Source organism: Pseudomonas sp. JBR1, from assembly GCF_028198185.1.
Lineage (GTDB): Bacteria > Pseudomonadota > Gammaproteobacteria > Pseudomonadales > Pseudomonadaceae > Chryseomonas > Chryseomonas oryzihabitans_E.
This window is the reverse complement of record NZ_CP116340.1, coordinates 701,382-725,456: the sequence shown is the minus strand read 5'-3', so window position 1 is coordinate 725,456 and position 24,075 is coordinate 701,382. Positions and strand designations below refer to the sequence as shown.

17 protein-coding genes and 1 pseudogene are annotated in these 24,075 nt (G+C 63.7%); 10 read left to right on the top strand and 8 right to left on the bottom strand.

Features of this window, described 5'->3' with window-relative positions; genetic code table 11:
• Positions 1-157: 157 nt before the first annotated feature.
• From glgX to PJ259_RS03500, 4 genes are read left to right on the top strand one after another with little or no spacing between them, the layout of a single operon-like run.
• A complete protein-coding gene (gene glgX, locus PJ259_RS03515; protein WP_271654730.1) occupies positions 158-2,347 on the top strand; it encodes a glycogen debranching protein GlgX in 2,190 nt (729 codons plus the stop codon).
• Positions 2,344-3,105, top strand: a complete 762-nt coding sequence (locus PJ259_RS03510; protein ID WP_059314772.1) for an endonuclease/exonuclease/phosphatase family protein — start codon at positions 2,344-2,346, stop codon at positions 3,103-3,105. The genes glgX and PJ259_RS03510 overlap by 4 nt, the downstream gene beginning before the upstream one ends.
• Positions 3,102-4,349, top strand: coding sequence for a cardiolipin synthase ClsB (clsB, locus tag PJ259_RS03505; RefSeq protein WP_059314771.1), 1,248 nt, complete (start codon positions 3,102-3,104; stop codon positions 4,347-4,349). Before PJ259_RS03510 ends, clsB begins: the two co-directional genes overlap by 4 nt.
• Complete coding sequence (locus PJ259_RS03500) at positions 4,346-5,395, top strand: lysylphosphatidylglycerol synthase transmembrane domain-containing protein (RefSeq protein WP_271654729.1); 1,050 nt, start codon at positions 4,346-4,348, stop codon at positions 5,393-5,395. Before clsB ends, PJ259_RS03500 begins: the two co-directional genes overlap by 4 nt.
• A gap of 7 nt (positions 5,396-5,402) precedes the next feature.
• Here PJ259_RS03500 and PJ259_RS03495 read toward each other — a convergent pair whose 3' ends face one another.
• From PJ259_RS03495 to PJ259_RS03460, 8 genes and pseudogenes are all read right to left on the bottom strand, one after another.
• On the bottom strand, positions 5,403-6,131 hold the full coding sequence (locus PJ259_RS03495) for a polysaccharide lyase family 7 protein (protein WP_271654728.1): 729 nt from the start codon (positions 6,129-6,131) through the stop codon (positions 5,403-5,405).
• Between the two features lie 86 nt (positions 6,132-6,217).
• A complete protein-coding gene (gene glgB / locus PJ259_RS03490) occupies positions 6,218-8,437 on the bottom strand; it encodes a 1,4-alpha-glucan branching protein GlgB (protein ID WP_271654727.1) in 2,220 nt (739 codons plus the stop codon).
• A complete protein-coding gene (treS, locus tag PJ259_RS03485; protein WP_271654726.1) occupies positions 8,434-11,763 on the bottom strand; it encodes a maltose alpha-D-glucosyltransferase in 3,330 nt (1,109 codons plus the stop codon). The genes glgB and treS overlap by 4 nt, the downstream gene beginning before the upstream one ends.
• A 134-nt stretch (positions 11,764-11,897) precedes the next feature.
• Positions 11,898-13,901 carry an alpha-1,4-glucan--maltose-1-phosphate maltosyltransferase gene (locus PJ259_RS03480; protein WP_271654725.1) on the bottom strand — a complete coding sequence of 668 codons (2,004 nt, stop codon included), beginning with the start codon at positions 13,899-13,901 and terminating at the stop codon, positions 11,898-11,900.
• A 459-nt stretch (positions 13,902-14,360) separates the two neighbouring features.
• Positions 14,361-15,191 (bottom strand): ammonia-dependent NAD(+) synthetase, encoded by an 831-nt coding sequence (gene nadE / locus PJ259_RS03475; RefSeq protein ID WP_271654724.1) that lies wholly within the window; start codon positions 15,189-15,191, stop codon positions 14,361-14,363.
• Positions 15,188-15,697 (bottom strand): CinA family protein, encoded by a 510-nt coding sequence (locus PJ259_RS03470; protein WP_059316868.1) that lies wholly within the window; start codon positions 15,695-15,697, stop codon positions 15,188-15,190. Before PJ259_RS03470 ends, nadE begins: the two co-directional genes overlap by 4 nt.
• Before the next feature lie 210 nt (positions 15,698-15,907).
• Positions 15,908-16,345: pseudogene (locus PJ259_RS03465) on the bottom strand (nucleotidyltransferase family protein); the annotation flags it as partial.
• A gap of 2 nt (positions 16,346-16,347) precedes the next feature.
• Entirely contained in the window at positions 16,348-17,337 is a 990-nt protein-coding gene (locus PJ259_RS03460) for an XdhC family protein (RefSeq protein WP_271654723.1), read from the bottom strand.
• A 145-nt stretch (positions 17,338-17,482) separates the two neighbouring features.
• Here PJ259_RS03460 and ku point away from each other — a divergent pair, with 145 nt between their 5' ends.
• The 6 genes from ku (at position 17,483) to PJ259_RS03430 (ending at position 24,075) form a co-directional block, all read left to right on the top strand.
• The gene (ku, locus tag PJ259_RS03455; protein ID WP_271654722.1) at positions 17,483-18,358 is read left to right on the top strand and encodes a non-homologous end joining protein Ku; all 876 of its coding nucleotides are present in this window, start codon (positions 17,483-17,485) and stop codon (positions 18,356-18,358) included.
• 11 nt (positions 18,359-18,369) lie between these two features.
• Positions 18,370-20,946, top strand: coding sequence for a DNA ligase D (gene ligD / locus PJ259_RS03450; protein WP_271654721.1), 2,577 nt, complete (start codon positions 18,370-18,372; stop codon positions 20,944-20,946).
• 117 nt (positions 20,947-21,063) lie between these two features.
• A complete protein-coding gene (locus tag PJ259_RS03445; protein ID WP_442964883.1) occupies positions 21,064-22,077 on the top strand; it encodes an acyl-CoA dehydrogenase in 1,014 nt (337 codons plus the stop codon).
• Positions 22,065-22,826: a PIG-L deacetylase family protein gene (locus tag PJ259_RS03440; protein ID WP_271654719.1), complete on the top strand. Its 762-nt coding sequence runs from the start codon at positions 22,065-22,067 to the stop codon at positions 22,824-22,826. Before PJ259_RS03445 ends, PJ259_RS03440 begins: the two co-directional genes overlap by 13 nt.
• Positions 22,823-23,422 carry a class I SAM-dependent methyltransferase gene (locus PJ259_RS03435; protein WP_271654718.1) on the top strand — a complete coding sequence of 200 codons (600 nt, stop codon included), beginning with the start codon at positions 22,823-22,825 and terminating at the stop codon, positions 23,420-23,422. Before PJ259_RS03440 ends, PJ259_RS03435 begins: the two co-directional genes overlap by 4 nt.
• Positions 23,419-24,075: a glycosyltransferase gene (locus PJ259_RS03430; RefSeq protein ID WP_271654717.1), complete on the top strand. Its 657-nt coding sequence runs from the start codon at positions 23,419-23,421 to the stop codon at positions 24,073-24,075. The genes PJ259_RS03435 and PJ259_RS03430 overlap by 4 nt, the downstream gene beginning before the upstream one ends.

Below are 24,075 nucleotides of genomic sequence, written 5' to 3'. Positions count from 1 at the left end.
AAAAACAACGCTTTGTCGGTTAGCCATCAGGGCTTGGAACTGCGCTGCGTCGGGCCTTTCATATACAGGTAGCCGGATCTGTATCGATTCAGCCACCGGCAGGTATTGAGAGCCGAGTCAGAGCTACTTCCTTCCTAGCTATCCCGAGAGCGTCGAAATGACTTCAACTGATTCCAACAAGCCCTTAACCGAAGCGACCACTTTCATCAGTAAGTCCAAGTCTCGTGTTCGTGAAGGCCTGCCCTACCCCCTGGGCGCTACCTGGGACGGCTCCGGCGTGAACTTCGCCATCTTTTCCGCCAACGCCACCAAGGTCGAACTATGCCTCTTCGACGATGAAGGCAAGGAAGAAATCGAGCGCATCGAACTGCCGGAATTCACCAACGAGATCTGGCACGGCTACCTGCCCGATGCCCGTCCTGGCACCCTCTACGGTTACCGTGTACACGGCCCCTACGAGCCGCAGAATGGCCATCGCTTCAACCACAACAAGCTGCTGATCGATCCCTACGCCAAGCAGATCGTCGGTGAGCTGGAGTGGAACGATGCCCTGTTCGGCTACACCATCGGCCATGACGATGGCGATCTGTCCTTCGACGAGCGTGACAGCGCCCCCTTCATGCCGCGCTGCCGGGTGATCGACCCTGCCTTCACCTGGGGTAACACCACCCATCCGCGTGTCCCGCGTGATCGCACCGTGTTCTATGAGACCCACGTCCGCGGCTACACCATGCTGCACCCGGCAGTGCCCGAGAATGCCCGAGGCACCTTCTCCGGTCTGCAGGAAAGCGAGGTGATCGACTACATCAAGTCCCTCGGCGTGACCTCCGTCGAGCTGATGCCGATCCACTACTTCCTCGACGACAACCACCTGTTGGAAAAGGGCCTGAGAAACTTCTGGGGCTACAACACCCTGGCGTTCTTCGCTCCGCATTCGCGCTACATGGCCAGTCAGTCCATCGGTGAGTTCAAGGTGATGGTCGCGCGCATGCACAATGCCGGCCTCGAAGTCATTCTCGACGTGGTCTACAACCACACCGCCGAAGGCAACGAGATGGGTCCGACCCTCTCGCTCAAGGGCATCGACAACGCCAACTACTACCGCCTGATGCCCGATGATGCGCGTTACTACATCAACGATACCGGCACCGGTAATACCCTGAACATGAGCCACCCCTGCGTCCTGCAGATGGTGACCGACTCGCTGCGCTACTGGGCGACCGAGATGGGTGTGGACGGCTTCCGCTTCGACCTGGCAACCATCCTGGGCCGTGAGCCGGATGGCTTCGACGAAGGCGGCGGTTTCCTGCATGCCTGCCGTCAGGATCCGATCCTGGCCGAGACCAAGCTCATCGCCGAGCCCTGGGACTGTGGCCCCGGTGGCTACCAGGTCGGCAACTTCCCGCCCGGCTGGATGGAGTGGAACGATACCTTCCGCGACACCGCGCGTGCCTTCTGGAAGGGTGACGAAGACAAGATCGGCGATTTCGCGAAGATCCTCCTGGGCTCCGGCGACAAGTTCAACCGCCGTGGTCGCAAGCCCTACTCTTCCGTGAACTTCGTGACCGCCCACGATGGCTTCACCCTGGCCGACACCGTGTCGTACAACGACAAGCACAACGAGGCCAATGGCGAAGGCAACAACGACGGTCACTCCCACAACCTGTCGTGGAACTGCGGCGTCGAAGGCGAGACCGACGATCCGGAAATCATCGAGCTGCGCTATCGGCAGATGCGCAATCTGCTGGCCACGCTGTTCCTCTCCCAGGGCACGCCCATGCTGCTGGCGGGTGATGAATTCGCCCGTACCCAGGGCGGCAACAACAACGGTTACTGCCAGGATAGCGAAATCGGCTGGGTGAACTGGGAGATCAGCGACAAGAGTGCCGAGCTCCAGGAGTACGTGCGCAATCTGATCGACCTGCGTCGTCGTTATCCCCTGCTGCGTCGTAGCCGCTTTTTCACTGGTGCCTACAACGAGGAACTGGGCGTCAAGGACGTCACCTGGCTGCAGCCCGGCGGTACCGAGATGGGCGACGAGCAGTGGCAGGACGGCAGCAACAAGTGCATGGGCATCCTGCTCGATGGCCGGGCCCAGCCGACCGGCATTCGCCGCAAGGGCGCGGATACCTCGCTGCTGATTCTGGTCAATGCTCACTATGACGTGGTGGATTTCACCCTGCCGGAAGTCCCCATGGGCGAGCATTGGTCCCTGCAGCTGGATACCAATCAGCCTGACCTGGATACCGGCGACGTCTTCAAATTCGGAGAAACCTATCAGGTCACCGGACGCTCGGTATTGCTGTTCGAGCTGACCCAGACCAAGCGGAGGAAGCGCCAGGCATGACGAATGCGCAACAGGGTTTTTCGTTCAAGGTCCTGACCATCAACACGCACAAGGGCTTCACGTCCTTCAACCGCAAGTTCATCTTGCCGGAGTTGCGCGAAGCGGTGCGGACGGTGTCAGCGGACATTGTCTTCTTGCAGGAGGTGTTGGGCACCCACGAGAAACACCCGTTGCGCTTCGAGAACTGGCCGGCTGCGCCGCAGTACGAGTTCCTGGCCGATTCGATGTGGACCGATTTCGCCTACGGGCGAAATGCGGTCTACCCGGACGGCCATCACGGTAATGCGGTGCTGTCGAAGTTTCCCATCGTCAGTTACGACAACTTCGACATTTCCATCGCCGGTCCGGAAAAACGCGGGATGCTTCACTGCGTCCTGCGCATTCCCGATCAGGCCCTGGATCTGCATGTCATCTGCGTCCATCTGGGTCTGCGCGAGAAGCATCGCCAGATGCAAATGAAGCTGATCTGCGAACACATCAATTCCCTGCCCAGTGACGCGCCTGTCGTGGTGGCCGGGGATTTCAACGACTGGCGGCAGAAGGCCAATGACATCCTTGGCCAGGGCGCAGGCCTCGAAGAAGTGTTCATGAAGACTGCGGGACGGCTACCCAAGACCTTCCCGGCAAAGCGCCCGCTGCTCTGCCTGGACCGAATCTATACCCGCAACGTCAGTGTCGGTCGCCCACAGGTGCTGGGCAATCAGCCATGGTCGCACCTGTCCGACCATGCCCCCTTGGCTGCGGACTTCCATCTATGAATTTCGAATGGCGGGACGGAAACCGCATCGCCCTGCTGGAAAACGGCGAAGACTTCTTTCCACGGGTCTTCGAAGCGATCCGCGAGGCCGAGCGTGAAGTCATCATCGAGACCTTCATTCTCTTCTATGACAAGGTCGGCAAAGCCCTGCAGCAGGAGCTGGTAACCGCCGCCAAGCGCGGCGTCCAGGTGGATATCACCGTGGACGCCTATGGCTCGCCCGATCTGCCGCGGGAGTTTCTCGACGAGATGGTCCATGCCGGTGTCCGTTTCCGCTACTACGATCCGCGCCCGCTGGTGATGGGAATGAGGACCAACCTCTTCCGCCGCCTGCATCGCAAGATCGTGGTCGTGGATGCCCGGTTGGGTTTCATCGGTGGCATCAACTATTCCGCCGAACACCTGGGCGACTTCGGACCGGAAGCCAAGCAGGATTATGCCGTCGAGGTGGAAGGTCCCATCGTCGACGACATCCACCGTTTCGCTCGCGATGCCATCAACTCTCCCGAGGAAACCCACCGCTGGTGGGGCAAGCGCTCGCAGAAGCCGGCCAACAACCGCAATCCGGGCAATGCCCAGGCGCTGCTGGTGTTTCGCGACAACGACGACCACCGTGCCGACATCGAGACGCACTACCTGGAGATGCTGCGCAACGCCAAGCGCGAGGTGGTGATCGCCAACGCCTATTTCTTCCCGGGCTATCGCCTGCTGCGAGAGATGCGCAACGCAGCGCAACGTGGCGTACGGGTCGTCCTGATCGTCCAGGGCGAGCCGGACATGGCCATCGTCAAGGTGGGTGCCCAGATGCTCTACAACTACCTGGTCAAGGCCGGGGTGGAGATCTATGAGTATTGCCTCAGACCCCTGCATGGCAAGGTGGCGACCATGGACGAGCATTGGTCCACGGTAGGATCGAGCAATCTCGATCCCCTGAGCCTGTCGCTCAACCTGGAATGCAACCTGATCTTTCACGACCACGCCTTCAACCGTGAGCTGCGCGGGCGCCTGGAATCCCTGATCCAGAATCACTGCGAGCACGTCGACAGCAACAAGGTGCCCAAGCGCACCTACTGGCACCTGGCCAAGACGATGCTGGTCTTCCACTTCCTGCGCCATTTCCCTGCCTGGGTCGGCTGGCTGCCCGGTCACACGCCCAAGATCGAATTGGTGAGCCCGCCGGTTCAGCCCGAGCTCGAAACCCAGGACCGAGTGGACCCCACGATTTCAAGGTATCCCCAACGATGAGCAGCCGCAGCGACACCCTCGAACATACCGAGGGCGACGAGGACCATCAGCAGACCGCGGACAAGCCGCAGCACGGCCGCTGGGCCCTGGCCAAACGCATCCTGGCCTGGGTCTTCCTGATCGCGGTCATCGTCCTGCTGGTGATCTACGCCCGCAAGGTCGACTGGGGTGAAGTCTGGAAAGTATTCACCGGCTACAAGATCACCACCCTCGCCATGGTCGGGGGCCTGGTGGTGCTGTCGTACGTCATGTACGGCTGCTACGACCTCATCGGCCGCGCCTACTGCGGCCACAAGCTGGTCAAGCGCCAGGTGTTCCTGGTGTCCTTCATCTGCTACGCCTTCACCCTAACCCTAAGTACCTGGGTGGGTGGCATCGGCATGAGGTATCGCCTCTACTCACGATTAGGACTTTCCAGCGGCACCATCACCCGGATCTTTTCGCTGAGCATCGCTACCAACTGGCTGGGCTACGTCCTGTTGGCCGGCGGTATCTTCGTCAGCGGTGTGGTGGACATGCCGCCCAACTGGTTCGTCGGCGATACCACCTTGCGCCTGATCGGCTTCGGCCTGCTCGCCTTCATCGTCTTCTACCTGGGGGTGTGTACCTTCGCCAAGCAACGGGAGTGGACGATCCGCAAGCAGCGTCTCGCCCTGCCCTCGCTGCGCATGGCCTGCCTGCAGCTGCTGGTGTCGTCGATCAATTGGATGGCCATGGCGGCGATCGTCTATCTCTTCCTCGGCCGCCAGGTGGACTATCTGCATGTGCTCGGGGTGCTGTTGCTGTCCAGCATCGCCATGGTCATCGTCCACATCCCAGCCGGTGTAGGGGTGCTGGAGACGGTATTCATCGCCCTGCTGGCCAATGACGGCCTCTCCCAGGGCAAGATCATCGCCGCCCTGCTTGGCTATCGGACGCTGTATTTCATCGTCCCCCTGCTTATCGCTGCCGTGCTGTACTTCGCCCTGGAAAGCCGCGCCAAGAAGCTCAAGCGCAGCAACGACCGCCGGGAAGAACGCAAGCAGCATGAACAGGGTGCACGCTGAAGCAGCCTCAACGGTTGTTGGGCTGGTGCATGGAAATCAGGCGGTAGAACAGCACCCGCCCGCCTTCGTTGGTGGGCCCCTCCCCATCGCGCAAGCGGGCGCCTGCCTTGAAATACAGGTGATGGTCGCTCCAGGCGCCATCCAGTTGCAGACCCAGGTCTCCCGTGCGGGAACCCGCGCCGTGGGCGCGCACGGTGAGTACACCGGTGCGGGCCAGCTTGATGTCGTAGCTGAAGCGACTGTTGAGCGGCAGGCGTTCCAGCAGAATGACCTCCTTGGCACTGTCGCTGGGGCTCTCCCTTAGCCGGGCGATCAGCTGGCCTTGCGTCGCCTGACCCCGATCCTCTTCGGTCGAGCGCTCCACCCGGTAGACCAGTTGCAACAGCGGTTCGGGTGCGGCGGGCACCCGGGCCTGGTCCTCGATCTCGCTGATGACGACCTCTGGACGCGACGGCACCTGCTGTACGGCGACTTCCGCCTGCAACAGCGCATCTGCATCGTGGTACTTCCACGCATAGGTGCTGCCATCCGGTCGCGTCTCGCGCAATTCGGTGGCGGGATAGTCATCGAAGGGTTGCGGGGTGCCCGTCACCGGCACCCAGAACAACAAGGTGCCGCCTGGGCCCCGCATGAGATAGGGACTGCGAAAACCGCTGCTGTTGAGTTCGGCGGTCTGTACCTGAGCCACGGGCATGGGTACCGGTACCGTCAGATTCCATTCGGCGAGATCGATCATGGGCTTCTCGGTTGCCAGATGCCTGACAAGCATCACCCAGACAGGTGATGCTTGTCAGCCAGAGCGCCCGCGGAAGGCGCTCCGGATTAGCCTTGCGGCTTGAACACCAGCAGGCCGAGGGGCGGCAGGTTCAGGTTGAGGGACGCCGGTTGGCCGTGGGCCGCGACCTCCTCCGCCGTCACGCCGCCGCCATTGCCCAGGTTGGAGCCGCCGTAGCGCTCGGCATCGCTGTTGAAGATCTCCTGCCAGTGACCCAGCGCAGGCACGCCCACGCGATAGTCGTTGCGCGGTACCGGGGTGAAGTTGGCGATCACCAGCAGGGGCCGCTGCTGGGCATCCCGCCGCAGCCAGGCGAAGACGCTGTTGCCGTTATCGTCGCCCACCACCCAGTCGAAGCCCTCGGGCAGGTGATCGCGCTCGTGCAACGCCGGCTCGTGACGATAGAGATGGTTGAGATCGGCGAGCAACTGCTGCACACCGCGATGGGTGCCATGCTCCAGCAGGAACCAGTCCAGCTCGCGGTCGTGGCTCCATTCGCGCCACTGGCCGAACTCACAGCCCATGAACAGCAGCTTCTTGCCCGGGTGGGTCCACATGAAGCTCAGGTAATTGCGCAGATTGGCGAATTTCTGCCAGACGTCACCCGGCATCTTCTCGATCATCGAGCCCTTGCCGTGTACCACCTCGTCATGGGAGATGGGCAGCACGAAACGCTCCGACCAGGCGTACACCAGGCCGAAGGTCATCTGGTGATGGTGGTACTGGCGATAGACCGGGTCCTCTTCCACATAGTGGAGGGTGTCGTTCATCCAGCCCATGTTCCACTTGAAGTCGAACCCCAGGCCACCTTCGCTCACCGGCGCGCTGACGCCCGGCCAGGAGGTTGATTCCTCGGCGATCACCAGGGCACCCGGTGCTTCTTCATGGACCACCTCGTTGAGATGACGCAGGAAGGCGATGGTCTCCAGGTTCTCGCGGCCGCCATGGATGTTGGGGATCCACTCGCCCTGCTTGCGCGAATAGTCGCGGTAGAGCATGGAGGCCACGGCGTCGACCCGCAGGCCGTCGATGTGGAAATGCTTCAGCCAGTGCATGGCCGATGCCAGCATGAAGCCATGCACCTCATGGCGCCCCAGGTTGTAGATGTAGGTGTTCCAATCCTGGTGGAAGCCCTCGTAGGGGTGTTCGTACTCGTACAACGCGGTGCCGTCGAAGCGGGCCAGGCCGTGTTCGTCGGTGGGGAAATGCGCCGGTACCCAGTCGAGGATGACGCCGATGTCCGCCTGGTGGCAGGCATCGACGAAGGCGGCGAAATCAGCCGGCGAGCCGAAGCGCGAGGTGGGCGCGAACTGGCCCAGTGGCTGGTAACCCCAGGAACCGCTGAAGGGGTGCTCCATGATCGGCAACAGCTCGATATGGGTGAAACCCATTTCGCGAACGTAGGGAATCAGGCGCTCGGCCAGCTCCCGCCAGTTGTACAGGCGACCTTCGTCACCGCCCTCCCGGCGCCAGGATCCAGCGTGCAATTCGTACACCGATATCGGCGCCTCCAGGCCCTGGAGTTCGCGGCGCCGAGCCATCCAGTCCTGGTCGTGCCAGGTGAAGGGCTTGTTGTCGGCGACCACCGAAGCGGTACGCGGGGGCAATTCCGCCGCCAGGGCGATGGGATCGGCCTTGAGCGGCAGCACACCGCGCTGGCCGAGGATCTCGTATTTGTAGGCCGTTCCCACCGGCAGGCGCGGCACGAACAGTTCCCAGACGCCGCTGTTGGCGCGCAGGCGCATGGGCAACCGGCGCCCATCCCAGCTGTTGAAGTCCCCGACGACCGATACCCGACGGGCATTGGGTGCCCAGACTGCGAAGCGTACGCCCTCCACGCCGTCGACCTGGCAGCGCTGGGCGCCAAAGGTCTCGCCAAGGTTGCGGTGACGCCCCTCGTTGAACAGATAGAGGTCGGTTTCTCCCAACAGCATCCCGAAGGAATAGGGATCTTCGGTTTCCTGCACACCGCTGGGCCAGCGGATCACCATCTTGTAGGGCGCGGCATATTCCAGCCGCGCGACGAACAAGCCGGGCACCCGTCCCGGTTGCATCTGGGCCAGCGGCCGACCGCTCACGCGATCGACCAGCTCAGCACCCAGGGCGTTGGGTAGGAAGGCGCGGACGATCACGCCCTCGCCATCGGGATGGGGACCAAGCACGGCGAAGGGATTGCCGTGCTCGCCGCGGGCCAGCGACTCGGCTTCGGCAGCCGAGAGCCGAGCGTCGTCCAGGGGAGCGACGGAGGCGGTGGTGTGATCGGTCATGCGCGGGCTCCAGACAAGAGGGTCTCGACAATGGCAACGACGCCACGTAGCGGGATGTTGATCCAGGTGGGTCGGTTGGCAGCCTCGTAGCCTATCTCGTAGACGGCCTTCTCCAGGCTGTAGAGATCCAGCGCCGCCTGTTCGCCCCGCTCGCTCCACTGGTGGCCGATGTCGGCCGCTGCGGTGCGATAGGCTTCCAGGAAGGCTGCATAGGACGAATTCCGGTAGGTTTCCGCAGCCTTGGCACGCAGACGCAGATTCTCGTCCGAGGTATCGGCACCGGCATTGCTGGACTGGGTAACCATGGCTGCGGCGTAGTCGAACGAACGCAGGACCCCAGCGACATCCTTGTGCGGACCGTACTTGCCACGCCGCTCTTCCAGCGAACGCGCCGGTTCACCTTCGAAGTCGATGAGGATGGCATCGTCCTGAGCCACCAGTACCTGACCGAGGTGCAGGTCGCCATGGACGCGGATGCGCAGGCCCCCTTCCACATCGGCCGCCAGCGCCTCGATGCGCTTGGCCAGCGCCTCGCGCTTGCCGACCAGCCCTTGCAGCAATTGCTTGCCGGTGGCATCGAGCTGATCGCCCATGCCTTGCAAGGTATCCAGCGCGCCGTCCACCTGAACGCGGACGCGATGCGCCAGCTCCTTGGCCGCCTGGGCGTCCACGGTTTCCGGGGCGAAGGCCGCATCGTCAGTGGGCTGAGCGAGCACCAGGTGCATTTCACCCAGGCGCTTGCCGAGCACGCCCGCGAAGGCGGCCAAGTCGCCCATGGCGGTGAACTCGTTCTCCACGTCGGAGATGCCGCCACTGAGCAGATCACGCGTGACCCGATCCAGCCCGTCGAGGCTCCAGGTCCAAGCATCACCCTGATTGTGGATGTGTTGCTGCACGAGCATCAGCACATGCGGCGTGCCATCGGCCGCGATGCGTTGGGCCACGGCGTGGGTGGCGGCGATATTGGCGAACCCAGCCTGGGCCAGATAGCGCCCCATTTCCACTTCCGGATGGATACCCGGCGCCACCTTGCGGATCAGCTTGAGCATCAGGTGGTCGCCGACGATCAGCGAGCTATTGGACTGTTCGACACCCAGGTGCTTGATCTCGATGTCCGGATCCAGCGCGAAGTCCTCGGCCTGATCATAGACCTCGAAGCTCAGTTCACCCGCGGGCAAGGCGAGCTTGGCCCCCTTGTGGAAGGCGTCGAACACGCCATGCACGAAGCTGGTCAAGGCGAAGGCATCGGTCACCAGGCCAACGCGGCGCACGTGCCGGATGCGGGAGATGGCCAGCTGGGTCGCCAGCGGGCTGCAGTGCTGGTCCTCTTCGGCGAGGAAGCCCAGTGGCAGCGCATAACGCTCCTCGCCCTTGGCGTTGGTCACCACTACTTCGCTGAACATCACCGGCAACTTGGGGGTATTGATCTGGGCGGCGTAGTCCAGACGCACGCCAGTGATGGCCTCGTCCTTGGAACCGAACCAGCGGCGCTTGGGCAGATAGACCGGCAGCACCTCTTCGAAGATGCGGCGCGGCTCGCCGTCGAGCAGCTCCTGCAGATTGCGCTTGATCACTACCGTCTGGTAGTCGGGCATCGGCGCTGGTGGCTCGGTGTGCCAGGAGGGCATTTGTTCGTTGCCGGCCAGGTAGAACCAGTAGAAGCCATAGGGCGGCAGGGTCAGCATGTAGGGCAGCTGGCCGATGGGCGGGAAGGCGCTACCGCCGATCATTTCCACCGGCACCTGACCGGCGAAGTTGGACAGGTCCAGCTCCACCGCCTGGGCAGCGCGGGAGACGTTGGCCACGCAGAGGATGGTCTCGTGCTCACCCTGGGCGTTGGTGAAGTCGCGCAGGTAGGCCAGGATGCGTCTGTTGGTGGGCGACAGCATCTTCAGGGTGCCGCGGCCGAACGCCTTCTGCTGCTTGCGCACGGCCAGCATGCGCCGCGTCCAGTTGAGCAGCGAATGGGGATCGCGGGACTGGGCCTCGACGTTGATCGCCTGGTAGCCGTAGAGCGGGTCCATGATCGACGGCAGCACCAGGCTGGCTGGGTCGGCGCGGGAGAAGCCGCCGTTGCGGTCGACCGACCACTGCATCGGGGTCCGTACGCCATCGCGATCGCCCAGGTGGATGTTGTCACCCATGCCGATTTCGTCGCCGTAGTACATCGTCGGGGTACCGGGCATGGACAACAGCAGGCTGTTGAGCAGCTCGATACGCCGACGATCGCGCTCCAGCAGGGGCGCGAGGCGACGACGGATACCCAGATTGATACGCGCCCGGCGATCCGAAGCGTAGTAGTTCCAGAGATAGTCCCGCTCGCGGTCGGTCACCATCTCCAGGGTCAGTTCATCGTGGTTGCGCAGGAAGATCGACCACTGGCAATTCGCCGGGATCTCCGGGGTCTGGCGCAGAATGTCGGTGATGGGGAAGCGGTCTTCCTGGGCGATGGCCATGTACATACGTGGCATCAGCGGGAAGTGGAAGGCCATGTGGCATTCGTCGCCATCACCGAAGTACAGCTGGGTGTCCTCCGGCCACTGGTTGGCCTCGGCCAGCAGCATGCGGTCCGGATAGTTGGCGTCGATCTCGGCGCGAATCTCCTTGAGCACCACATGGGTCTCGGGAAGGTTCTCGTTGTTGGTACCGTCGCGCTCCACCAGATAGGGAATCGCGTCCAGGCGCAGACCGTCGACGCCTAGGTCCAGCCAGTACCTCATGATCGAGATGACCGCCTTCATGACCTGGGGATTGTCGAAGTTCAGGTCCGGCTGGTGGGAATAGAAGCGGTGCCAGAAGTACTGGCCAGCGACCGGGTCCCAGGTCCAGTTGGACTTCTCGGTGTCGAGGAAGATGATGCGGGTGCCGTCGTACTTCTGGTCGTCATCGGACCAGACGTAGAAGTTGCGCGCCGCCGAGCCCTTCTTGGCACGCCGTGCCCGCTGGAACCAGGGGTGCTGGTCGGAGGTGTGGTTGATGACCAGCTCGGTGATCACCCGCAGGCCACGGGCATGGGCCTCGGCGATGAATCGCTTGGCATCGGCCATGGTGCCGTAGTCGGGGTGAATACCGCGGTATTCGGCGATATCGTAGCCATCGTCACGACGTGGCGACGGATAGAACGGCAACAGCCAGATGGTGTTGACGCCCAGGCTGGCAATGTAGTCGAGCTTGTCGATCAGGCCCGGGAAGTCACCAATGCCATCGTTGTTGGAGTCGAAGAACGACTTCACATGAACCTGGTAGATGATCGCGTCCTTGTACCACAGCGGATCATCGATGAAGGCGGCAGGTTTGCGGGAACGAGCTTTATTAGGTTTTGCCATGTCGTCAGGTCCTTAACAGGGCGTCTGAATCAGATGCGTGCACCGGTCGTCCATGCCGCCCGGCGATGGGGACGGGCCGGACCAGGCAAGCCGGAATATTCCCTGGCTGCCTGGCCGACCCGCCTGAGAGGTCGCTAGTGGCCCGCCTGGATGCGCCAGATGCCGAAGGGCATCGACGGTTCCAGGCGCGTCCATTGGGTCTTGCCGTGCCAGGCCCAGCGATGCCCGGTCATCAGGTCCTCGCCGTAAGTGGTGGCGTTATCGTCCAGGCCGAGTTCCCACAACGGCAGTTCGAAGTGACCTTCCTGCGCGTTGAACGGGTCCAGGTTGATCGCCACCAGGATGAAGTTGCCCAGGTCATCGGTGCGCTTGCCGAAGTAGAGGATCTGGTCGTTCCAGCAGGTGTAGACCTTCAACCCCAGGTGGGTTTGCAATGCGGGGTTCTGCCGGCGGATCCGGTTGAGCTGGGCGATCTCGCCCATGATGTTGCCCGGCGCATAGAAGTCGCGTGGGCGCAGCTCGTATTTCTCCGAGTCCAGGTATTCCTCCTTGCCCGGCGTGAGGGGCGCGCCCTCGCAGAGCTCGAAGCCGGCATACATTCCCCACAGACCGGAACCCATGGTGGCCAGGGCCGCACGGATCAGGAAGCCGGGACGGCCGCTGTTCTGCAGGAAGACCGGATTGATGTCCGGCGTGTTGACGAAGAAATTCGGCCGATAGCAGTCACACAGCGGTGCTTCATTGAGCTCGGTCAGGTACTCGGTCAGCTCGGCCTTGGTGTTGCGCCAGGTGAAGTAGGTATAGCTCTGGCTGTACCCGACCTTGCCCAGGCGCGCCATCATGGCCGGCTTGGTGAAGGCCTCGGCGAGGAACATCACATCGGCGTCGCGACCGCGGATATCGGCGATCAGCCATTCCCAGAACGGCAGCGGCTTGGTATGGGGGTTGTCGACGCGGAAGATCTTCACGCCCTGCTCCACCCAGTGCCAGACCACGTCGCGCAGCGCCAGCCACAGATCTGGCACGGCATCCTTGGCATAGAAGTCGACGTTGACGATGTCCTGGTACTTCTTCGGTGGGTTTTCCGCATAGCGCATGGACCCGTCGGGACGCCAGGAGAACCAGCCCGGGTGCTCCTGCAGCCAGGGGTGATCGGGCGAACACTGGATAGCGAAGTCCAGTGCGATCTCCAGGCCATGGTCGGCCGCCGCGGCCACCAGGGCACGGAAGTCTTCCAGGTTACCCAACTCCGGATGCACGGCATCGTGACCGCCATCCGGGCTGCCGATGGCATAGGGACTGCCCGGCTGATCGGCACCGGCGCCCAGGGTGTTGTTCTTACCCTTGCGGTGCGCCAGGCCGATCGGATGGATCGGTGGGAAATACAGCACATCGAAACCCATGTCGCGCACGCGCGGCAATTCGCCGATCACGTTGCGGAAGGTGCCGTGACGCTGGGGATCGTCGGTGATGGAACGCGGAAAGAGTTCGTACCAGCTGGCGAACTCGGCACGAACCCGCTCAATGTCCAGCGGATATTCGATGCTGTGGGTCAGATGGACATAGGCATCCACCGGCGTCATCGCCTGACTCGCCTCGCCCGCCAGCAGCACGGCGACCTTGTCACCTTCGCTACCGGCCTGATCCAGCCGCTGCAGCAGGGCCTCCAGGGGCCCACGCTGCTCACCTTCGGCGCGGGACAGCGCCTGCTCCACATGAATACGGCCCTCCTGCAACTCCAGGTTCAGCCCGACGCCCGCGGCGTACTTCTTTTCGATCTCGTAGCGATAGGTACCCCAGACGTCCCACCAGGCCTGGACAACGAATTCATAGCGACCCACCGCTGGCGGCGTGAAGCGGCCCCGCCACAGGTCGTTGGTTTCCAGGGTCAACGGAGCCTGCTGCCAGTTCTCCTCACCCTCCTGCCGCCAGAGCACAGTGGCGGCCAGCTTGTCGTGGCCGTCGGCGAAGATCTTGGCTGTCACCTCAATGACCCGGCCGGCGATACCCTTGGCGGGAAACTGGCCATTGTCGACGGTCGGCGTTACCGACTCGATGGCAATGCGTGGGGTCTGGGCAGCCGTGGCGGGATCGAGGGAAAGCGTGGAAAAAGAACCGGGGAGATCGGTGTTCGACATCGAGCCTGACTCCATCTAGAGACGCGTGAAAGGCCGCAACGCCCAAGCGATGCGACCTAGGTCATGAACCCGCTACTGCTTGGCTTACCGCCAAAGAGGCCCGGCTGGCCGACACCCTGGGACAGGGGGTCGATAGTCCACAGTGATGCCTTGAAAGGCACCACTCCTGACAGCCGCGGCCCTACTGCTACCGGAATCGCTCACGCGGGTATGTCTGAAAGAGTCTGAGCGCCGGCGACGCGCAAAAGTTCAGCCGAACAGCGATGACTGAGACTTTCGAAAAATACTAATAAAACCTTTTTATTCAACAAGTTGAACAAGGAATATAAAGTCTTTTATAGCCTGTAGCGCGAACGCTTCGGTATCGACCGCAGCGCACCGAAGCGTCGCGCCTGAACACCCGAGCAATGGCCCTACATATGAGTATCCACCTAAACTAAGTAGCCTAAGCCATTGAAATCAATGAAAAGGCGTATAGGGCAAATCGCGCTTGTGTGCGCTACGGCGGTAGGTGTTGAGGATGATCTCCAGGGTCGCCGGACTCACTGCCTTGCCTTCGAGGAAATCGTCGATTTCCGCGTAGGTGATGCCAAAGGCATCTTCGTCGGCCTTGCCTGGCGACAGGGATTCCAGATCAGCGGTGGGCACCTTGTGCACCAGATCGTCAGGCGCGCCCAGCCACTCGGCCACGGCCCGTACCCGCCGCTTGTTGAGGCCGTGCAAGGGGGTGAGGTCACAGGCGCCATCACCGAACTTGGTATAGAAACCCATCAGGGCCTCAGCCGCATGGTCGGTCCCTATCACTAGGCCCCGGCGCGCCCCGGCGACGGCGTACTGGGCGATCATGCGCTGACGTGCCTTGATGTTTCCCAAGGTGAAGTCTTCATGGAGTTCATCATTGAAGGCCACCTTGGCTTCTCGGACCGAGGCAAGCATGGCGTCGCTGGCGGGCTTTATGTTGACGGTATGGGTCTCATCGGGCTGGATGAATGCAAGCGCGCGCTGGGCATCTTCCTCGTCGCGCTGGACCCCATAGGGCAGGCGCATGGCGATGAATCTCAGGCGAGCGTTGCCGCTCTCTTCCCGCGCCCGCGCCACGGCCAATTGGGCCAGACGGCCAGCGGTGGAGGAATCCACGCCGCCGCTGATGCCCAGTACATAGCTTTCCTGTTGGCTGTTCAGCAGATAATCCTTGAGAAACTGGATGCGACGCTCCGCTTCCTCGGCCGGATCGAAATGCTCTGGGACCTGCAAGGCTTGGATGATGTCGCGCTGAAGGGCTTCGGTCATCGGGCGTTCTCCTTGGATTCGCGTTCAAGACGTTGATGATAGGGCACCACGGCATCAAGACTATGACGGGCGGCGGCCAGCTGTACCGCCTCCCGATCGCCTGGGAAAAGCCGCGTTTCGGAATAGAGCACGATGTCTTCGTTCACCCGGTAGCCCCAGGCGAAACAGACGGTTCCCTGGGCGATGCCGTCGGCACCCCCTGGGCCGGCCAGACCGGTATTGGCGATGGCTATCTGGGCTGGGCTGTCGCGCAGCGCGCCCTCGGCCATCTCCCGCGCGACCTCTTCACTGGTGAGGTTGTAGCGTTCGATGGTCTCGGGCTTGACACCCAACAGCCGCTGTTTGGCTTCGGGCGAGTAGACGACGTAGCCGGACTCGATGCAGCTCCCGCTGCCAGGGATTTCCGACAATAGTCCGACCACCTTGCCGGCGGTGCAGGATTCCGCCGTGGTGAGCTGCAGCTCGTGATCCTTGAGATAGTCCAGCATGGACTCGATGGTATTCATGATCGTCTTGCTCCAAATAGCGCTCTCCTGCGTTGGAAGAACAGCGATTCGGGGAAGTTCGGGGCTGACCGGGGCCAGTTTTTCCAGATCGGCAGGGGTGTCGATGTCGCAGTGGATGCCGGGATCCATGACCTCCCGCTCTAGCACCTGGCCTTGGCGCAGAAGCCGTTTCGCTCCTTCGTCACCCTGGAGCTCGCTCAGCCCAGCGGCAAAATTCCGACCAAAGAGCACCGGATGACCGCGCCGCCCCTGATGCCGGGGGACGACGATACGCCCGGGCTCGTGCAGTTCCAGCAGCTGGCGAGCCGTCGATGGCTGGACGAAGGGCATATCACCGAGTGCGACCAACCAGCCTGTTGCCGTTGGGGTCGCCTTTACCGCGGCGGCCAGGCTGTCACCCATGCCGGTGGTGGGCAGGCTCAAGACCTGCAGTCCTTCCTGGAGCGCCAGCTCCGCGCGCCAGGGGGCGCTATCCGAGACCACGGCCAGGCACGGCAGACCCAGGCCCCTCCAGAGGCGAAAGGTCGTTTGCAATACGCTCAGTTGAGACGCGCCAGGCAGCATCGCCTGCAACTTGTCGCCGCCGCCTGCCGCGCGAAAACGACTGCCGACACCAGCCGCCAGGATCAGCACCTGTACCGATGCCATCCCTAGGCGACCTGCTCCACCGCCACCAGCGCGCGCTTCTTCTGGGTCAGGGCGATGCCATTCTTGACCGCCACGATCTCCGCCAGCAGCGACAGGGCGATTTCGGGCGGTGTATGGCTGCCGATGTGCAGGCCGATGGGGCCATGCAGCCGATTGATGGCGGCCGCCGGTACGTCCAGTTGCAGCAGACGATCGCGGCGTTTGTCGTTGTTGCGCAGCGAGCCCAGCGCCCCCACGTAGAAGGCATCGGATTGCAGCGCGGTCAGCAGTGCCAGGTCATCCAGCCGAGGGTCATGGGTCAGGGCCACTATCGCGGTGCGTTCGTCTGGCCGGATCGACAGCACGGCGTCGTCTGGCATGCCGGAGATGAAGCGCGCCTGGCGCGTCTCCCACCCCTGGCGGAACTCCTCGCGGGGATCGCAAACCAGCACCTCGAAATCGAGCATGGCGGCCATGTCGGCGACATAGAGCGACAGCTGACCGGCACCGATGAGCAACAGCCGCCAGCGCGGTCCGTGCACCAGGCGTAGCAGCTGCTCGTCCAGGGAAACCGGCTCATCGCGCTCGGCGCTGGAAATACGCACTTCGCCAGTCGCCAGGTCCAGTTCGCGCAACGCCAGTTGGTGATGCTCGCACCGCTCCAGCAGCTGCGCCACCCAGTCGGCATCCGCGACTCGCTCCTGCACCAGGCGCAGGGTGCCGCCACAGGGCAATCCAAAACGCGCGGCTTCGTCGCCCGAAACACCATAGGTGATCACTTCGGGGCGGTCGCCAGCGAACTGGCCCGCGTGGAGCCGGGCGATGAGATCGTCTTCGATGCAACCGCCGGAGACCGAGCCGCAGACCTGACCATCGTCACGCAGCGCCAGCATGGCGCCCGGCGGGCGTGGCGAGCTGCCCCAGGTCTGGACCACGGTGAACAGGCTCACGCCATGACCCTCCCGTCGCCAGGCCAGGGTCTTGCGCAAAACCTCTTGATCGACACTGTCCACGCCCTGCTCCTCTCTACCCTGCGCCTGTGACGGCGAAATCGTCGTTCCGGGGGTAGAACCCAACGACGGAGCGGGGTTCCCCAGCGGCGGAACCCCCGGGAGCGCCGGCCTATCCATAAGGGATACCCCCTTATGGAGAATGCTCATGCCCCGCTCGATCTGGAAAGGCGCCGTCAGCTTCGGCCTGGTGCACATCCCCGTATCGGTCGTTTCGGCGACCCGGCAGTCGGGCATCGATTTCGATTGGCTGGACGAGCGCAGTCTCGACCCGGTGGGCTACAAGCGCATCAACAAGACCACCGGCAAGGAGGTGCCCAGCGAGCACATCGTCAAGGGGGTCGAACATGGCAAGGGCAAGTACGTGGTGCTCAGTGAGGACGAAATCCACAATGCCCTCCCCGAGGCCACGCGCACCATCGACATCCTCACCTTCGTCGAAGCCCGGGAGATCTCCATCCTGCACTTCGAGAAGCCCTACTACCTGGCGCCGGACAAGAATGGCGAGAAGGTCTATGCCTTGCTCAGGGATACCCTGAGCGCCGCTGGCAAGGTCGGGGTGGCCAACCTGGTGATGCACTCCAAGCAGCACCTGGCGGTGATCATGCCCCTGGGCAACGCCCTGGTGCTCAACACCCTGCGCTGGGCCGACGAGGTTCGATCCGCCGAAGAGGTGGGGCTCGAAGGCCTGGACGCCAAGGTCACCAAGAAGGAGGTGGACATGGCCCAGCGCCTGGTGGCCGACATGACCGAGCAATGGGACCCGGACCAGTACCATGACACCTTCAAGGACAACGTCATGGCCCTGGTCGAGCGCAAGCTCAAGGACGGCAAGCTCGAAGCCGTCGCCGCGGAACCCGAGGCCGATGACAGCGGTGCCGATGTCATCGATCTGACCGAACTGCTGCGCCGCAGCCTGGGTGGCAAGAAGGACAAGACCAAGGATGCGCCCAAGCCCAAGAGCGCGAGCCGCTCGACTAGCCGGCGCAGCCCGGCTGCCAGCCGTACGCGCAAGGCCAAGTGAGGAGCGCCGCCATGGCCAGTTCGTCCAGCGAATACAACCGCAAGCGCAACTTCGATATCACCGCCGAGCCGCGTGACGAGGACAGCCCGCGTCGGCGCAAGGCCAAGGGTGCCCTGAGCTTCGTCATCCAGAAGCACGATGCGCGCCGCTTGCACTATGACTTCCGCCTGGAACTGGACGGTACGCTCAAGAGCTGGGCGGTGCCCAAGGGCCCCAGCCTGGACCCCGGTGAAAAGCGCTTGGCGGTCCAGGTGGAGGACCATCCGATCGCCTACGGTGGCTTCGAGGGCAGCATTCCCGAAGGCCAGTATGGCGCGGGCGATGTCATCGTCTGGGATCGCGGCGAATGGCAGGCCGACGGCGACCCGGCGCAAGCCTATGCCGCTGGCAAGCTCAAGTTCGAGCTCAGGGGCGAAAAGCTCCGTGGCCACTGGACCCTGGTACGCACCCGCTTGCAGGGCCATAGCGACAAGCCCCAGTGGCTGCTGATCAAGGAGCGCGACGATCAGGCACGGGAAACCGCCGAGTACGACATCACGGTGGAGGCGCCTGACAGCGTACTGAGCGACAAGACCCTGCCGCGCCTGGCCAAGGGTACCAAGGCCAAGGAAGCCAAGGCTTCCACCCAAGCGGCCAGCCCCAAGGCGCCAGCGCGCAAGACCACCGCCAAGGCTCGAAAGGCCGACCTGCCGGCGACCCTGGAGGCCCAGCTGGCGACCCTGGTCGACAGCCCACCGGCGGGAGACTGGCTGTACGAGGTGAAATACGACGGCTATCGCCTGCTCGCCCATATCGAGGGCAGCGCGGTCAGTCTGTTCACCCGCAGCGGTAACGACTGGACCGAGCGCCTGCCGGACCAGGCCAAGGCCCTCGCCGCCCTTGGCCTCGACAATGCCTGGCTGGACGGCGAGATCGTGGTCAATGACGCCCATGGGGTCTCCAGCTTCCAGGCGCTGCAGAATGCCTTCGAGACCGGCAAGGACAGCCGTATCGCCTATTACCTCTTCGACCTGCCCTATCTCAACGGCGCGGATTTGCGCGAGGTCCCGGTCGAGCAACGCCGTGAGCTGCTGGGCAAAGTGCTGGAGAACAGCAACGAGAGCGACCTGCTGCGCTTTTCCGCCGCCTTCGAGGTACCGGCCGATCGCATCCTGGCCAGCGCCTGCGAACTTGGTCTGGAAGGCGTGATCGGCAAGCGCCTCGGCAGCCCCTATCGCTCCCGCCGCAACAAGGACTGGATCAAGCTCAAGTGTGCCCATCGCCAGGAATTCATCATCGTCGGCTATACCCCACCCAAGGGGGGTCGCCAGCACCTGGGCGCCCTCCTGGTAGCGCTGCATGATGAGCAGGGAGCGCTGCACTATGCCGGCAAGGTCGGCACCGGCTTCACCGCGGCGATGCTCAAGCAGTTGCACGCCAGATTCCAGCCGCTGATCGTAGAACGGCCACCGGTGGTGGATCCGCCCAAGGGCGCCGCCTATCGCGAGGTGACCTGGCTGAAGCCGGAACAGCTGTGCGAGATCGCCTATGCCGAGATGACCCAGGATCGCATCGTCCGTCAGGGCGTCTTCCACGGTTTGCGCGAGGACAAGCCAGCCCAGGAGATCGGCCTGGAAGAAGCGGCACCAGCGCGCGAAGCTGAACGATCCGGCCCTTCATCCTCCTCTAGCCGAAAATCCTCGCGCATGTCCAAGGATGCCACCGTAGCTGGCGTGCGTATCAGCCATCCGGAGCGAGTGATCGACGAGGCCAGCGGCGCGACGAAGCTAGACGTCGCCCGGTATTACGAAGCCGTGGCGGACTGGATGCTGCCCCATCTGGCCGATCGCCCCGTAGCGCTGGTGCGTACCCCCGAAGGCATCGCCGGCGAGCAGATCTTCCAGAAGCACAAGCAGACCCTGGCCATTCCCCACATCCGCGAACTGGATACGGAGCTCGATCCCGGTCATGCGCCGTTGATGGTCATCGACAGCCGCGATGCCCTCATCGGTGCCGCCCAGATGGGTACCGTGGAATTCCATACCTGGAACGCCACCGCCGACCGCATCGACCGACCCGACCGCTTCATCCTCGATCTCGACCCTGATCCCGCCCTGCCTTGGTCACGCATGGTGGAGGCGACGGAGTTGGTGCTCACCCTCCTCGACGAGCTGGGTCTGCAGGCCTTCGTCAAGACCAGCGGCGGTCGCGGCCTGCACCTGGTGGTCCCCCTGGATCGCCGGCAGGACTGGGAAACGGTCAAGGGCTTCGCCCAGGCCGCGGCACAGCACCTGGCCACTACCCTGCCCAAGCTCTTTGCCGCCAAGATGGGCGCGCAGAATCGGCAGGGCCGGATCTTCGTCGACTATCTGCGCAACCGCCATGGCGCCACCACGGTCAGCGCCTTTTCCCTACGCGCCCGCCCACACCTCGGTGTTTCGGTACCCATCGCCCGCGACGAGCTGTCGACCCTTGAGGCGAGCGACCAATGGCGCTTCGATACCCTGCTGCAGCGCCTCGAAGGGCTCAAGGACGACCCTTGGGCCGGATATGCGAAGGTGCGCCAGGGGCTGACCCGGGCGCGGCGGGAACGTTTGGGCGCGGATTAGCGGCACGCCTATCGTCGGCCAGCGTACCGCCTAAGCGAAACCCCTTATCGCTGCCCGTGGTCTGCACTAACGAGCGTTGTCGTGGACAGCGCCGTCGCCAGCCACGGGATGGAGCCGATGTCGATCGATCTGGATAGCCTTCAGGACACCCTGGACGAGTGGGCCTATGAAGAGGTCACTCCTGCACTGCTGCAACACCGCCTCCAGATTCTCAATCAGCGTGGTCTCGACCGCCTGTCGCTGCCAGGCCAGGGTCGGACCCTGGAGCGCTGGCGCGCCCTGGCCAAGGTGGCCAATCACGACCTGGGTCTGGTCAAGCTGTACGAAGGCCACACCGATGCCCTCGCCATCCTGAGCGAACTGGATGGGTTCGTACCATTGCCTGACAGCCTCTGGGGTGTCTGGGCGGCCGAACCGCCGGATGCGCGCCTGTTGGTCCGCTATGGCGCCGACAGCATGGTCACCCTGCATGGCCGCAAGTCCTGGTGCTCGGGCGCTTCGCTGGTCAGCCACGCGCTGGTGACCGCCTGGATGGACGATCATCCGATGCTGGTCGCCGTGGAAATGAATCAACCCGGCGTCGAGGTGACCCAGGACGGCTGGCGCGCCGTGGGCATGCAGGCCACTGGTAGCGTCGACGTCCTGTTCGACGGCGCCGCAGGCGTTCTCGTTGGCGCGCCGGGTCGCTATCTGCATCGTCCCGGCTTCTGGCATGGCGGTGGCGGCATCGCGGCCTGCTGGTATGGCTCGGCTACCGCCTTGGCCGACACCCTGCGGGCCCATTGCAAGCGCCATCGCGAACCTCACGCCCTGGCCCACCTGGGCCATGTGGACGCCGCCCTGCTCGGCGCGGCGACCGCGCTTCGCCAGGCGGCCGCCTGGATAGATCGCGAACCCACCGCAGACGCCCGCTATCCCATCTGCCAGTTACGTGCCGTGGTGGAACAGTGCTCGGAGATCGTTATTCGCCATGCCGGTCGCGCCTTTGGCGCCGCTCCGCTGTGTCGTGACGCCTATTGCGCGCGCCATATGGCGGACCTGCCCGTCTATCTGCGCCAGAGCCACGCCGAACGCGACCTGGCCGTGCTGGGTGATCTCAATCTGTTGGAGGGTGCTCCTTGGCAACTGTAGGTGATCGTCAGATTCAAGGCACAGGCACCACGCCCGAAGCCTGGCTGCAGTGGAGCGGCTTTGCCGACATGCCGGCCGTGGAAGCTTCCCAGCTGGTACCACCGGGGCACCGGGCGGTGGTCGTCGCCCCTCACCCGGATGATGAGATTCTTGGTTGCGGCGGGCTGCTCTACCTGCTGGGCGAATTGGGTCGGCGCCTGGCGCTGGTAGCGGTCACCGACGGCGATGGCAGCCATCCGCAATCGACGCTGTGGCCAGCCAGCCGACTACGCAACACTCGACCACTGGAAACCCGCGAGGCCTTGCGCCGTCTGCAGCTGGAGCGTACCACCGTGACCCGGCTGGCGATCCCCGATGGCCAGGTGAGCGAGCAGGAAGACCTCCTGTGCCAACGCCTGCTGGATTTCCTCACGCCCGAGGACGTGGTCTTCGCCACCTGGCGCCTGGATGGTCACCCCGATCACGAGGCCACCGGCCGCGCCGCGGTGGAAGCCTGCCGGGTACGGGGAGCCCGCTGCATCGAGGTGCCGATCTGGACCTGGCACTGGGCGGCGCCCGGCGATGCCCGGGTACCCTGGGCCCGCGCCCAGCGCCTCGATCTGGAAGACGACGTCGTGGCGCTCAAGAAGCAGGCGGTGAATGCCTTCGGCAGTCAGTTGACCGAGGACAGCAGCACGGGCCAGGGGCCGATTCTGCCGGACACCGTCGTCACCCGCCTGACGCGTGCCTGGGAGGTCTACCTCACATGACCGTCTCCATGAGCTATTTCGACTCGCTCTACGCCGACAGTGAAGACCCCTGGGACTATCGCCACCGCTGGTACGAAGCGCGCAAGCGCGACCTGACCCTGGCCATGCTGCCTCATCAACGCTATGCCCAGGGCTATGAACCCGGTTGCTCTACCGGCGAATTGTCACGCCGCCTGGCCGAGCGCTGCGACCGGCTGCTGGTGAGCGACGGCAACGCCTCGGCGGTGGCCACCGCCAGCGAACGCCTGGCCGACCAGGGCCATGTCGAGGTGCGTCATCTGCTGCTGCCCGGCGCATGGCCGCAAGGCAGCTTCGATCTCATCGTCATCAGCGAGATCGGCTATTACCTCGGCACTGACGGTCTCGACACCCTGCTGGCGCAGGCGCAAGGTGCCCTGCTCCCTGGCGGCGTACTGCTCGGCTGCCACTGGCGCCATCCCATCGAGGGTTGTGCCCTGACCGGCGACCAGGTCCATGCGCGAATGGCCGCCCTGCCCGGCCTGCACCGCCTGAGCCAGCTCGAAGAAGCCGATTTCGTTCTTACCCTCTGGTCCTCCGACCCCACCTCCGTCGCCCGCCGGGAGCAGCTTCTATGATAGGTGCCGTGATACCTGCCCATAACGAAGAGCAACACGTCGAACGCTGTCTGCAATCCGTTCTACGCGCAGCACGGCATCCGGCCCTGCTGGGTGAAGAGGTCCAGATCGTCATCGTCCTGGACAGCTGCACCGATGGCACCGCCGACATCGTCCGGCGTCTGCCGGTGACCGCCCTGGAGGTCTGGGCGTGCAACGTGGGCCTGACCCGGGCGACGGGCGCGGCCCATCTGATCCAACGCGGCGCCCGCTGGCTGGCCTGCACCGATGCGGACTCCGAGGTGGCACCGGACTGGTTCGCCGCCCAGCTCGCCTATGGTGCCGACGCGGTCTGTGGCGTAGTCGAGGTGGACGACTGGGCTCCCCATTCGCCCAGCCTGAGAGCCCGCTACGAGGCGGCCTATCATGACCGTGAAGGCCATCAGCACATCCATGGTGCCAACTTCGGCATCTCGGCGACGGCCTATCTGCAGGCTGGGGGCTTCCCGTCCATGACCGTGGACGAGGACGTCACCCTGGTCACGGCGCTCAAGACCCAGGGCGCGCGGATCGCCTGGAGCAACAGCGTACGCGTCCGTACCAGCTCGCGGCTGGATTGCCGCGCCCGGGGTGGCTTTGGTGATTACCTGAGCCTGCTCGGCGCCACCGCCTGA